This window comes from Bacteroides sp. RTP31139st1_H2_RTP31139_211217 (assembly GCF_040227615.1).
Classification (GTDB): domain Bacteria; phylum Bacteroidota; class Bacteroidia; order Bacteroidales; family Bacteroidaceae; genus Bacteroides; species Bacteroides uniformis.
On record NZ_JBCNZM010000034.1, the window covers coordinates 1 to 12355 of the forward strand.

Genomic DNA, 12355 nt, shown 5'->3' on the forward strand with positions numbered 1-12355 from the left:
GTTCTATGTGGCCTCACGGGTGTGGCAGGCTCTTTCGAGAGCCGAGCCGATTGACATTTATCCGCTCTTCAGACCTTTTTGTCTGGGGGTGTGCATCATGTTTTTCCCCACATTCGTTCTGGGGACTATCAACGGTATCATGAGTCCGGTGGTCACCGGCTGCCACAGTATCATGGAAGGCCAGACACTGAACATACGGGAGTATTCCGAGAAGCGGCAGAAACTGGAATACGAGGCGATGACGAGAAATCCGGAAACGGCGTATCTGGTCGATAACGAGGAATATGAACGCCAGATCGAGGATCTGGGATGGTCGCCTTCGGATTTGAAGGCCATGGCGGGCATGGCGGCGGAACGCCTTAAATACCAGGCCAGGCAGAGCGTGAGCAATTTCTTCCGCAGCTTTCTGGAACTGCTGTTCCAGTCGGTTTCGCTGGTACTGGACACGCTGAGAACCTTCTTCCTGATCGTATTGAGCATTCTGGGACCTTTGTCATTCGCCATATCGGTGTACGACGGCTTCCACAATACAATGATCCAATGGATTTGCCAGTATATCAGCATCTATCTGTGGCTGCCCATATCCGACCTGTTCAGCTCCGTGCTGGCAAGGATTCAGGTGCTGATGATCGAGAAGGACATCGCCGCACTAAGCGATCCCGCCTATGTGCCCGACGTGAACAATTCTGCTTACATCATCTTCATGCTGATAGCCATTGTCGGGTATTTCACTATCCCGACAGTATCAATGTGGGTGATTCAGGCATCGGGAGCCGGTAATTATGGCAAACAGGTGAACTCGTGGTCGCTAAAGGGCGGACGTGCTGCTGCCGCCATCACCGGTGCTTCCATCGGGCATATAGCCGGCAAGTTAAGAGGAAGATGAACCAACGTAAATATTAGAGATGTATGGAATTTAAAAGTTTAAAGAATATAGAAACGAGCTTCCGGCAAATTCGCACGATGGGGATCGTGTTCGTTTCGCTCTGTGCTCTGGTTACCGGCTATGCTCTCTGGAGCTCCTACCGGTTCGCCGAACGGCAGAGGGAGAAAATCTATGTGCTGGACAATGGGAAGTCCCTGATACTTGCTCTTTCCCAAGACCTTTCGCAGAACAGGCCGGTGGAGGCGAAAGAACATATCCGGCGTTTCCACGAGCTGTTTTTCACCTTGTCGCCCGACAAGGCGGCTATCGAGTCGAATATCCGCCGGGCGTTGTTCCTGTGCGACGAGAGTGCGTTCCGCTACTACAAGGACTGGGAGGAAAAGGGGTATTACAACCGTATAATCTCGGCCAATATCAACCAGAGCATCCGGGTGGACAGCGTGGCGTGCGACTTCAACAGCTACCCGTATGTGGTGACAACTTACGCACGGCAGTCGCTCGTCAGGTCGAGCAACATCACGGAACGGAGCCTTGTAACCCGTTGCCGGCTGTTGAACTCGGTCAGGTCGGACAATAACCCGCACGGCTTCACGATGGAGCAGTTCAATATCGTGGAGAACCGGGATTTGAGAACCGTTGAACGATAACTTAAAAAAAGAGAGGAAATGAACCGATTGAAAAAATGGATCAGGTATGTGCCTGACAGGATAGACGACGGACTCCGCTATCTGTGCGGACGGATGTCGCCCGATGTACGGCTCGTCTGCGTGGTGGCCATGCTCACCGGCTTCGGCTGTCTGTCGATATACATGACGGTATCTTCGATATACCGCATCGGCAGGCATGAGGGGGAGCAGTTGCAAATGGAGCATATCAGGCGGATGGAACTGTACAGGGGGATAAACAAGGATAGTATAAACATTAAAAATCAGGTGGATTATGGAGAACCTAAAAAATCAGGAACGGCAACCGGCGAACGCTGCAACGTCTGAAAAAGCGGAAGAGAAAGGGCAAACGCCGAAACAGGGGAAGAAAGAGGCCAGACCTCTGACTCCGGAAGAGATGCTCAAACGAAAGAAGATGCTCGTGTATCCGTTGTTCTTTCTCGTGTTTCTGGGAGCGATGTGGCTGATATTCGCTCCTTCTGACAGCGACGAGCCATTAAGGGAGGGATTCAACGTGGATGTCCCGATGCCGGAGGACAAGGGGCTGCCGTCGGATAAAAAGACCGCCTACGAACAAAGTGCCTTTGAAAAGAAACAAAAGGAGAAAATGAACACGCTCCAGGATCTGGCGGTATCGCTGGAACAGGAAGAGCCGGTGGCAGACGAGGTATTCCTGACGGAAGAGGACACGGACAACGGCAGTCCGTCTATCCGTTCCTCCGCCAATGCCTATCAGGACATCAACCGGCAGTTGGGCAGTTTTTATGAAACACGGCCTGCGGAAGATGACCAGAAAACGCTGGAACTGGAATGGCGTATTCAGGAGCTGGAGCGTCAGGCGGAGGAAGAGCGCAAGGCCAGAGAAAACGGTGAGGAACAACTGCGGCTGATGGAGAAGTCCTACGAGATGGCGGCAAGATACATGCCGGGCGGTGGTGAAACCAAACAGGTCGCCGTGTCCTCCTCTACGGGTAAAATGCCGGTCTGCCCGGTTACGCAGGTAGCGGAACGGGTGGTCAGCCTGCTGGCCGCACCCTTGTCCGATGAAGAGTTCGCCAGACAGTACGGTAAGCCCAGAAACATGGGTTTCCACACGGTGGGGACAGTCCGGAGCCGTACGGAAAGGAACGGTATCCGTGCCTGCGTGTACAGGACGGTAACGGTTTCGGGCAGCGACGGTCAGGAGGTGGGACTCCGCCTGCTGGAGCCGGTGCAGGCCGGAGAGTTGTACATACCCGCCAACACGATACTGACCGGCACGGCGAAAATCAGCGGTGAACGCATGGAAATCACCGTTTCCTCGGTCGCCTTTCAGGGAACAATCCTGCCGGTGGAGCTGGACGCTTATGACACGAGGGGCATGAAGGGCATTGAGGTCAGGGGATCGCAGGAGCTTACCGCCGTCAAGGAGATGGCGGCCAACATGGGTTCGGCAATGGGAAGCAGCATCAATATCTCCAGCAATGCCGGTGCACAGCTGGCTGCGGACTTGGGCAAAGGGGTGATACAGGGGGCATCGCAATACCTTTCCACAAAGTTCAGGAGTGCCAAGGCGACTTTGAAGGCGGATTACGAGCTATTGCTCGTGTCAAGACAATAAACGGTTAAAATCAATTTATTAATCAAGAAAAAACAACAAGCATGAAAAAAGTAATTTTAATGATGGCTTTTGCCATTGGTATGACCGGTGCGTATGCACAAAAGACCGTGAAAGTGGAAAAGACGGGAAATGACACGGAAGAAACGGCGGATTCCGGAGAAACGGGAACCACGCCGCTGCCGGATAAGGAGGACGCAAGGCGCAGCCCGTCCACCGGTGATTTGTTTGACGGGCTGACACGTCCGGTGACATTCGACCGGATGGTTCCTCCATACGCCTTGGAGGTGACATTTAATAAAACTGTACACCTTATCTTCCCGGCTGCTATCAAGTATGTGGATCTGGGATCGGCTGACATTCTTGCCGGCAAAGCGGACGGTTCGGAGAACGTGCTTCGGGTGAAAGCGGCGTTGAGGGACTTCTCCCGTGAAACGAATCTGGCGGTGATCACGGATGACGGCAGCTATTATACATTCAACGTGAAGTATGCGGACGAGCCGGCCAAGCTGAATATCGAGATGAAAGACTTCATCCATGATGGCGAGGCGGTGAACCGGCCGAACAACTCGCAGGAAATCTACCTTACGGAACTCGGCAGCGAGTCCCCGCTGCTGGTACGGCTGATCATGAAGTCCGTCTATGACAACAACAAACGTCTGGTGAAGCATATCGGCTGCAAGCGCTTCGGTATCCAGTATATCCTGAAAGGGATTTATACGCACAACGGTCTGCTTTATTTCCATATGGAACTGAAAAACGCTTCCAACGTGCCATTCTCCGTTGACTTTGTCACTTTTAAGGTGGTGGATAAAAAGGTTGCAAAACGTACCGCCATTCAGGAACAGGTTATCGTGCCGCTTCGTGCCTTCAACTATGTGACGGCGGTTGACGGAAAGAGCAAGGAACGGACGGTATTTACCCTGCCCAAATTCACCCTTCCGGATGACAAGCAGCTGGTTGTCGAGATGAACGAACAGAACGGGGGAAGGCATCAGCGGTTTATTCTGACCAACGCCGAGCTGATTCGTGCCAGAGTCATTAACGAGCTGAAGGTGAAATAGTATGAAAAGGGTCTCTGTTATTATATGTATACTTTTGTGCTTTGTCCTGACGGACAAGGCACATGCCCAACGTTGCCTGCCCGGTACAAAAGGGCTGCGTATTACCGCCGGCATGACGGACGGCTTTCACACTGCGGACAAACGTAACGAGCTGGGTTACCATTTCGGGATGGGAATGGACAGATATGTGAACGGCTGCCATAAGTGGGTATTCGGTGGCGAGTATCTCCAGAAGTATTATCCATACAAGGACATACGTGTCCCGGTTTCCCAATTCACTGCGGAAGGCGGCTATTATTATAATTTCCTTTCGGATGCCAACAAGGTGTTTCTCTGCTATGCCGGCGGTTCGGTGTTGGCGGGATATGAAACCGTGAATTGGGGCACAGGCATGCTGTTCGATGGTTCACGCCTGTGTGTCGGGGATGCATTTGTCTATGGCGGTGCGGTATCGCTGGAGATAGAAACCTACCTTGCCAACCAGGTGGTATTGCTGTTCCATGCACGTGAGCGTTGCCTCTGGGGAAATGACAGCGGACACTTTCATTTCCTGTTCGGGGTGGGATTGAAAATTATTTTGAATTGATAAAACAATAATAGAATGAAAAAGATGATTGAAAGCATGATTATAGCAGGTTGTATGCTGGTAGCCTTGTTATATATGACCGCCTGTTCTGACAAATTGGACGTTCAGCAGATGTATGAGTTTGATCTGGCGACCTTGCCGGTGCAGACGACAATCGTAAAGGGCGAGGAAGCGGAAATCCGTTGTCAACTTGTAAGAAGCGGCGAGTATCAGGACACCAAATACTTCATCAGGTACTTCCAACCGACAGGCAAAGGGGAGCTTCGCATGGAGAACGGTACGGTTTTGTTGCCGAACGACCTGTATCCGTTACCGGAAGAAACATTCAGGCTCTATTACAGGTCATTTGGCACAGACCAGCAGAAAATAGACATTTACATTCTCGATTCCTTCGGTCAGGTTGTGCAAAAGTCTTTTGCCTTTAATAATGAAGCGGAAGATGAAAAGGAGGATACCGAATGATTTATGCCGGATATACCCCGAAAAAAAAGCAGCGATAACGCTGAGTAGAGAAACTGAATGAAAATCTAATAAGATAGCTCCCCTTACCGGAATGGAAACCGGTAAGGGGAGCTTGTTCCTGTATTATTTCTTGTCCTCTTTCTTTTTAAGCCACTCGTTGTATTGTCGCCTGCACTCTTCCAATGTGGGCTTCACACAGGAGAAAAGTTCGTTGTCTGCCGTATCCCTATAATCATAGTGATAGAACGTGCGCCTTTTCCGTCCTACGGTCATTTGGAATTTTTCATATTTCTCACCCGTCTTGCAGGTTGAAACTCCGTTCTCGTTCATTTTTGTTGCCATAACTTATGATTTTATAGTTCGTGAATATTAAAACAGACTTAACTGTCGGGGCTGTGTGTATTTCCGCTTGATTTCCAACAGTTTTCCTTTCAGACTGCGGATAACCTTTGGGTTGTAATTGCTTCTGTCGGAAACAGACCAACGTTCCGCTTTATTGTATTGTTGCTCCAACAGGCGGATTCCTTGTCGGATAGCTTCCTTATAATCTCTGACAGGTTCATCCCAAACGGACGGGTGGCTACCGCCTCCGGCTGTGCCGGTACACCAGTCGATGGCTACCGCATACGTCCCGTCAACGGATTGCCCGATATGGATCGTGTTGAAGGTGTCTAACTTGATTTCCTCTATTATCGGCAACATGCCATTTATCCAACCGTGTTCGTTGAACTGCTTGCCGACATAACCGAAAATCATCCCTCTTTCATACGTGCGTACATTGAGTATGATATGTCGTACACTCTTGCCAAAACTCTCGAAATAAGCGATTTGTTCCGTGTCATTACGGCGTACTGCCAACAAGTAACGGAGGACTGCACTACGCTCTACCCTGCAAGGGTTGTACTCTACAATCTCCTGCAATTTCTCTTCTCGTGTCATTTGGGATATTGGTTTCATATCATTTATGTATTAGAGGGTTAAAATGTTGCAATGAATAATCGGCTTTGGATGAACTGCATGCTTCCTTTGGAAATGCGCTGGTTGCACCAGAAATGGTGTGAGCCGTAGCCGTAGGTGAAAAACTCGTCCAGTTCGGTCGTTTCCCGAAGTTTGTCAATGGATTGGCGGAGTTCCTCTTCTGTCCGGCAAAAGAGAAGGGTGTTTACCAGTCGGATAAGGAGTGCAGGGATTTTTTCATCCCATGCACAAATTGTGGTTTCAAACGTTACGTTCATATTTTTCTGATTTATTCATTAGACAGTCATTTTCAAAATCTCTCTCCAGTATATCGGCTCCACCTCACTGAGAAGGAAATCGATAAAATCTTTTCTCGCTTCTTTGCACAATTCCTGGTAAAGCTCTCCAAAGGTGGTGATGTTGCCGTTCAGGTAGGTTTCCACCATGTACTCGAAAATGTTGCTTACCTCGTAATATCTGCACTGCTGTGCGACAGTCCTGCTGTATCGTTTCATAAGGCTTTATTTATAAAGATTTATAATGATTCTGTTCATTATCCGTGCTTTTCCTACGGTATAATAAGTACCGCCATAGGGCTGCTTGTCCCAATAGGCTAAAACAATCTCGGAGTTGTCAATCAGGTAGTCGTTCCTGTGGTGGAAGCAGCCTTTGCGGTAATCTTCTCGGAGAATGACCGTTTCATCGGCAGTTTTCATTATCCGGTCGTATAAGGACTTGTTCTCCGGCCGGTATCTGTTTGACTGCCGGCTGAACGGCACAACGGCAATGAGTCGAATGTCCGTGTATTCCGCTTTAAGGGCAGTTACCGCTTGGGCTGCAAGCAAATCGAAGCCTTCCGCCATTCCGCTTAGAAAGTAGCGATAGCCCAGACTATACAACCTTCTTACTTGCGAAACTATATCCAGATAAAGATGCAGCATACCGACTTGGAGGATACGCTCTGAACGGTGTCCGGTGAACGCTACTGATTTTGTAATATCCATTGTCATAACTGTATGTGTTAAAGAATTAATAACCAAATGATAATCCCGACTACGACTGCAAAGGAGAGAATGGAAACCAGACACCCCCATGCGGAGCGGATCACGTCCGTTATCAGTTCTTTTGCGAGCCATAAACCGATAAACCACGCTAAAAGACTGCCACCGTACAGACTCCAACAGCAGCCTGAAAGAAGGAGCCGAACTAACCAGCCAAACAATTTATGCAGAGGCAGATTGAGTCTGTTCTTATTTCCTTTATGTATTTCTCTTGCTGTTTTCATAATCACGACATTTTTTTTATGCATTGACGAGTTGAGCTGACTTATTTCATGTGCGTCAAAAGGTCGGGTTTAGGAAAAACAAGGTTTTGGGTAAAAATACCTCGTGCCATTATGGCGCAGGGAAGATTTTTTTCAAAACCGGAACGGCTTGACCTTGTTTTTCCGTTAAGAACCCGAAGTACCTTTGCACTTGAATAAGTTAGTTTAATTCGTTCCTTTGCTTTAAATGTGGAGTGATGGCTACTGAAAACAGTGAGAGAAATACCCCGAAGGAAGTTAGCCTTAAACTTTGCTTAAAATCGTTGTGTTATAAATCCCTTATACATAAAGCGATGATTAATACGAAAAAAATTCTACCTTTGTGTTAGCGATGCAAATAGCATCGTGTAATCTGTTCGTTTACCGTAGTCCAGAAATCGCCAATTTCAAAAATACAGAGGAAAATGAACCGGGTAGGTTATATACTTTGACGTAACCTGTCGGTTCACTCTGTATTGAGCGTTTGGCGATGCTTTGGACTTGTGACTGGCAGCGTTACGTCAATTTAATATAATAACGTTATTGTTATGGATTTACAATCGACTCTCCTGAAAGGAGTAGTCCGGTCTTCAGAAGATGGGCTTTTCTATCTGTTTCCCATTCAGAGTCTATCTACATTGCAAGAGATGAAAGGGCATTTGACCTGTGCGATAGATGTCTTGAGCAATCCGGATGAAAGTGATGTGGAAAAGCGTTTGGACGCAGTTCGGACATTGAACAGCCTTGTGGCTGCATTGAGTGTTAATGACGGTGATCACTATGATGTGATAGATACTGCCTTTGAGGAGATCAGAGAGTAAAAAAACAGAGCGATATAATAAAAGCCTTCCTATTTCAAAACCGGAAAAAAGAAAGGTGTTGTACTGTCCAATGTGTGATTCATCGCGCTTGTTTGTACAACACTTTTCTGCGGTTTTGTATGGATGAAAGATTGTTCCGGTTCCGGAAGAATGGGAACGTTTTTTCTACTGATAATAATGTGGCTTTTATTCCGTTATTGAGGTTGGGGATTGAAATGTAAGAACTTCATCTGTTCCGTTATTAATCTGTTCCTGTTCACGCTCTTTACGCCGTATTTCTTTTTCCTTCTTTTTTGTTTTAGTCTTTATTTCCTGTTCTTTAAGGATTTGCTTTAGGGGCTTGACTACATCAGGACGTTCCTTTTTGAAACGTTTATAGAAGATCTCTTCTATAAATTCCGGTAAGGGGGCTTTCCACGGTTCTTGCCGGTGGTTGTCTATCTTGCCGAGTTTATCGGGATTGAGTCCAAGTTCACGGGCCATTTGTACATGGGTATCCGATAGCCGGTGTTTCTTTTGGGTGACTATCCATTTTTCGATCTGGGATTTCTTGATTGCCATATTACTTTTGATTTTCAGACTTTATTGTTTTACCTAAAAACAAACCGGTAACGGATTTTGCACCGAGTTGTATCAGTTTGCATTTCATTTGCGTGAAATTCTCGCCGGAAGAGATAATGTCGTCTATTAAAAATACGTCCCGGCCCTTAAAATAATCGGGATGAAAGATCAAGTTGGATAACTTGTCTTGTCCGTGAGTTCCTTTCATCTGCTCACGGTCTTCTTTTATCCATGTGGCACGAAATCCGTCCACGACTTTAAGCCGACGTGAGAGAAGGCTACAAAAACGGGCGAAGCGGGTGATGTTCCGTTCACGGGTTGCCGCCGGTATGGGGATCAGCACGGCGTTGGCGGCTTTCTCCTTAAAGAACGGCATCCGGGCGATACAAAGCGAGAAGATCTTGGCGACAAGAGCTGCTTGTCGTCCTTCTTTAAATCTAAATACCAGATTGCTCGTCTTTCTGTCAGATACCGATATGTCCTTGCATCTGGTCGGGTAATAATCGTGGATATAGAAACACAAGGCTCCGTTGATACGCATCTTGCCTTTGAAATGGGTATTGTATGGGAAGAACTGGCGCACGAAATCGCTCTCGAAAGTAAAGTGGAGTATATCACGCCAAAGGGTGAGCGTGGTTTCATCCTGTACCCGATAGAGTTCTCCGTTGATACTTTCTTTATCCGATAAACCAATGCCGATTATCAGGTGGTCATTGAAAGTGTCTTTTGATACAATATACCAATCAAAAGATTGGCAGATGCTCACGATGTCACAGTTATTGGTGCAAAGGAAGTAGAAGGTATTGTCAGACCTCTGGATAATCAGAAACTCGCCGGACATTTCGGAAAGGCGAAAATAGTTGCTGACATGGGCTTCCTCCACCTCGCTGAAGGATACGGATATGGTGAGGTTTTCTATCATGACATTGTTATTTGGCGTAAAGATAGAAATTTCGAGAGAAAAAGAGGCCTTGCCCGTTGGATTTTCGGGTAAGGCTCGCTATTTACAGGTTTCTATGCACGTTAGTTATAAGAAATGGTAGTCCGGTTGCTGTCGGGATGGAAAACAACAAGGACTTCGGGCTTTTTCTCTTGCAGGCGTTTGTACTCGCACAGGGAGTTGAGTACCCACTCACGAAACAGCTTCGTGCAATAGGTGTTGATGCGGAAGCTGAGAAATATGATCGCTTCCAGATTATAATAGGTAACAATGCTTTTGTTCTGTTTCTCGGTTATGGTCACGTCGCCGTCGTAAAGCAGGCGGGATTTGAAGATGGAGCGCACATTGGCGTCTATTGTCTGAACGAACACTCCGAACAGACGGGCAAGTTCGTGCTTGGTCATCCATACGTTGCCGTTCTCTATCTTTACACTGACGATGGGTTGTTCATCCTTGTTTTCCAAACCGGTGATGGTGATGTATCCTCTATTTTTCATAAGGCGTTGTTTTTTTTAATGGTGTGACAATATAATGATTTGTTTATTCATACAGCGTTTTGCGTCGTACCTTTTTGCATATTTTTTAGTTTTCGATCCAGCATATTCATGTCATGGCTCAACTTTCTGTCCACCACACGGGCATAAATCTGTGTGGTCTGAATGTTGGTGTGTCCGAGCATCTTGGATACGCTTTCAATGGGAACGCCTTTGGTAAGGCAGATTTCCGTGGCGAACGAATGCCGGGCGAGATGGTAGGTGATCCGTTTGTTGATTTGGCAAATTGCGGCTATCTCCGCCAAATATTCATTCATCTTCTGGTTACTGATTACCGGAAGCAATCTTCCATCTTTCAACTTGCCCTCGTATTTGGCGAGAATATCCAACGGTATTTGCAGTAGGGGAATGAATGATTCCACGCCGGTTTTACCCCTGTCTTTCATAATCCACTTCTTGCCGTCCACCCCGATCTTTATGTCCTCGCTTGAAAGCGTATAGATGTCACAGTAGGGCAAACCGGTATAACAGCTAAAGATGAAAGCGTCACGCACGTGTTCCAACCGCTTTGATTTGAACTCCTTATAATAGATCGTGTCAATTTCCTCCTGCGTGAGATACCCTCTGTCGGTCTTGTCAAAATTGAACCTGAAATTCCCGAAGGGATCAATGAAGCTCAATCCGCTTTTCTGGGCAAACAACAGTATCGTATGGAAACGTTGTACAAATTTCATGGCGGTATTGTTGCTTACCTCACATTCCTGACGCAAATAAAGGTAGAAGTTCTCGATGTGGGTGACGGTGATTTCCTTCACGGGAATGTCCGACAACTTGTATTCCTTTTGCAAGAACTCTATCATCCGCTGTTTGGTAAGTTCGTAGCGAGAGTAGGTCTTTTGCGTGGCAGTCTTGCCGACCTTCTTTGCATACTGTTCATTGTGCTGGGTGAAGTAGCTGATGAGTGTTTTCTCCTTTTCCTCCAATCCCAGGAATGCGTTCCTGATTTTTTCCGGCAGTGCGTAACCGTCCACGTTCATCATGCGTGTGTAGTGCATGGTGATGGCCGAACGTATCTCGTCCAGTGTCTTGTTAAGTGAGGATACCCTGAGGTTTTCTTTCTTGTCCGCACTCTGTTTGTTGATGACGGCTCTTCCCGTTTTCGTGTCCCAGTTATCGGGGTGTATATCCAACTTGCTGCTGAATTGCACCTGATCACCGTCCACCGTGATACGTACCATTATTACTACATGACCGTTTTTCTTCGGTTCGTTCTTCTTTAAATAGAAGAGTGTCTTGAATGTCGATTTCATACCGTAACTCCTTTCTTGTTGCAAAGTTAATTTGTTCATTCCGTAACGGCTATGACTTTCGACTGCCAATATTCGACAAATGAGCAACTTACCTATAAATTCGTTACGGTTTTTATCGTAACGGAAAACCGTAACGAATTAGTAACGATTCATCTTCACAGGGTGGCTTTTTGAGGTCCTTTTTCTGTCGTAGGCAGGTAAGGACAAAGCCCCTTAAATCATTGGTTTAAAGAGCTTTGTCTTAGATTGTCGGAGTATTTTCATTTCTCCTAAGTGATCCGCCTGGGGCTCGAACCCAGGACCCCAACATTAAAAGTGTTGTGCTCTACCTGCTGAGCTAGCGAATCAGACCTTATTGCTGTTAAGCGGGTGCAAAGATAGGCACTTTTGTTTAAAAAACAAATGGATTAAGGGAAAAAGTTTTGAGAACGACTTCTGCTTTTACTCTTCTTGTTGATTATCAGTCTGTTCAAACTTGTGAATTTTTTCTCTGTTTATGATGAAACGTTGATAGTAGGAGAGCATAAGGGTGGTAAGCGGAAGTGCTATAATCATACCCAGCATCCCCATCAATGACCCCCAAATCGATAAAGACAGTAAGATGATGGCAGGATTCAGGCCCGTAATCTTCCCCATGACACGCGGTACGATGAATCCCTGTCTCTTATACACATCTCCGAGCCCACGAGACGGAGTACCATCTCGGATG

Annotated in this window: 18 protein-coding genes, 1 tRNA gene and 1 pseudogene (1 of these 20 cut by a window edge); 8 read left to right on the forward strand and 12 right to left on the reverse strand. The window is 47.0% G+C overall.

The window, feature by feature from the left end; translation table 11 throughout:
- From traJ to ABUA47_RS07795, 7 genes are all read left to right on the forward strand, one after another.
- Positions 1 to 886: conjugative transposon protein TraJ (gene traJ / locus ABUA47_RS07765; protein ID WP_349831506.1), on the forward strand; the 886-nt coding region annotated here is incomplete at its 5' end.
- 23 nt (positions 887 to 909) lie between these two features.
- Positions 910 to 1533, forward strand: a complete 624-nt coding sequence (gene traK, locus ABUA47_RS07770; protein WP_005776802.1) for a conjugative transposon protein TraK — start codon at positions 910 to 912, stop codon at positions 1531 to 1533.
- Between the two features lie 18 nt (positions 1534 to 1551).
- Positions 1552 to 1878 carry a TraL conjugative transposon family protein gene (locus tag ABUA47_RS07775; protein ID WP_032845477.1) on the forward strand — a complete coding sequence of 109 codons (327 nt, stop codon included), beginning with the start codon at positions 1552 to 1554 and terminating at the stop codon, positions 1876 to 1878.
- Positions 1826 to 3151: a conjugative transposon protein TraM gene (gene traM / locus ABUA47_RS07780; protein WP_032845478.1), complete on the forward strand. Its 1326-nt coding sequence runs from the start codon at positions 1826 to 1828 to the stop codon at positions 3149 to 3151. The genes ABUA47_RS07775 and traM overlap by 53 nt, the downstream gene beginning before the upstream one ends.
- 41 nt (positions 3152 to 3192) lie before the next feature.
- Positions 3193 to 4212: a conjugative transposon protein TraN gene (traN, locus tag ABUA47_RS07785; RefSeq protein ID WP_008777209.1), complete on the forward strand. Its 1020-nt coding sequence runs from the start codon at positions 3193 to 3195 to the stop codon at positions 4210 to 4212.
- Position 4213: 1 nt separating this feature from the next.
- The gene (locus ABUA47_RS07790) at positions 4214 to 4798 is read left to right on the forward strand and encodes a conjugal transfer protein TraO (RefSeq protein WP_032845480.1); all 585 of its coding nucleotides are present in this window, start codon (positions 4214 to 4216) and stop codon (positions 4796 to 4798) included.
- Between the two features lie 15 nt (positions 4799 to 4813).
- Positions 4814 to 5260, forward strand: a complete 447-nt coding sequence (locus ABUA47_RS07795; RefSeq protein WP_005800192.1) for a DUF3872 domain-containing protein — start codon at positions 4814 to 4816, stop codon at positions 5258 to 5260.
- Positions 5261 to 5383: 123 nt separating this feature from the next.
- Here ABUA47_RS07795 and ABUA47_RS07800 read toward each other — a convergent pair whose 3' ends face one another.
- The 6 genes from ABUA47_RS07800 to ABUA47_RS07825 are packed head-to-tail and all read right to left on the reverse strand — an operon-like array spanning position 5384 to position 7502.
- Entirely contained in the window at positions 5384 to 5602 is a 219-nt protein-coding gene (locus ABUA47_RS07800) for a DUF3873 family protein (protein ID WP_008777211.1), read from the reverse strand.
- 27 nt (positions 5603 to 5629) lie between these two features.
- Positions 5630 to 6217 (reverse strand): hypothetical protein, encoded by a 588-nt coding sequence (locus ABUA47_RS07805; protein ID WP_005800188.1) that lies wholly within the window; start codon positions 6215 to 6217, stop codon positions 5630 to 5632.
- Between the two features lie 20 nt (positions 6218 to 6237).
- Entirely contained in the window at positions 6238 to 6495 is a 258-nt protein-coding gene (locus tag ABUA47_RS07810) for a hypothetical protein (protein ID WP_005800187.1), read from the reverse strand.
- Between the two features lie 18 nt (positions 6496 to 6513).
- Positions 6514 to 6732 carry a hypothetical protein gene (locus ABUA47_RS07815; protein WP_005776813.1) on the reverse strand — a complete coding sequence of 73 codons (219 nt, stop codon included), beginning with the start codon at positions 6730 to 6732 and terminating at the stop codon, positions 6514 to 6516.
- A 6-nt stretch (positions 6733 to 6738) separates the two neighbouring features.
- Positions 6739 to 7227: an SLOG family protein gene (locus tag ABUA47_RS07820; protein WP_005800185.1), complete on the reverse strand. Its 489-nt coding sequence runs from the start codon at positions 7225 to 7227 to the stop codon at positions 6739 to 6741.
- 11 nt (positions 7228 to 7238) lie between these two features.
- Positions 7239 to 7502 carry a hypothetical protein gene (locus ABUA47_RS07825; protein WP_005800183.1) on the reverse strand — a complete coding sequence of 88 codons (264 nt, stop codon included), beginning with the start codon at positions 7500 to 7502 and terminating at the stop codon, positions 7239 to 7241.
- Between the two features lie 566 nt (positions 7503 to 8068).
- On the opposite strand from ABUA47_RS07825, the gene ABUA47_RS07830 reads away from it, so the two are divergent.
- Positions 8069 to 8341 (forward strand): hypothetical protein, encoded by a 273-nt coding sequence (locus ABUA47_RS07830; RefSeq protein ID WP_005800181.1) that lies wholly within the window; start codon positions 8069 to 8071, stop codon positions 8339 to 8341.
- A 186-nt stretch (positions 8342 to 8527) separates the two neighbouring features.
- On the opposite strand, the gene ABUA47_RS07835 is transcribed toward ABUA47_RS07830, so the two are convergent.
- The 6 genes and pseudogenes from ABUA47_RS07835 to ABUA47_RS07860 form a co-directional block, all read right to left on the reverse strand.
- A complete protein-coding gene (locus tag ABUA47_RS07835) occupies positions 8528 to 8902 on the reverse strand; it encodes a hypothetical protein (protein WP_196031182.1) in 375 nt (124 codons plus the stop codon).
- Position 8903: 1 nt separating this feature from the next.
- Positions 8904 to 9824: a ribonucleotide-diphosphate reductase subunit beta gene (locus tag ABUA47_RS07840; RefSeq protein WP_196031181.1), complete on the reverse strand. Its 921-nt coding sequence runs from the start codon at positions 9822 to 9824 to the stop codon at positions 8904 to 8906.
- 101 nt (positions 9825 to 9925) lie between these two features.
- Entirely contained in the window at positions 9926 to 10339 is a 414-nt protein-coding gene (locus ABUA47_RS07845; RefSeq protein WP_005800177.1) for a hypothetical protein, read from the reverse strand.
- Between the two features lie 47 nt (positions 10340 to 10386).
- Positions 10387 to 11646, reverse strand: coding sequence for a site-specific integrase (locus tag ABUA47_RS07850; RefSeq protein ID WP_005776823.1), 1260 nt, complete (start codon positions 11644 to 11646; stop codon positions 10387 to 10389).
- 274 nt (positions 11647 to 11920) lie between these two features.
- A tRNA-Lys gene (locus tag ABUA47_RS07855) sits at positions 11921 to 11993 on the reverse strand.
- A 94-nt stretch (positions 11994 to 12087) separates the two neighbouring features.
- Positions 12088 to 12355, reverse strand: a pseudogene (locus tag ABUA47_RS07860) (AI-2E family transporter); it runs 885 nt beyond the window's last position.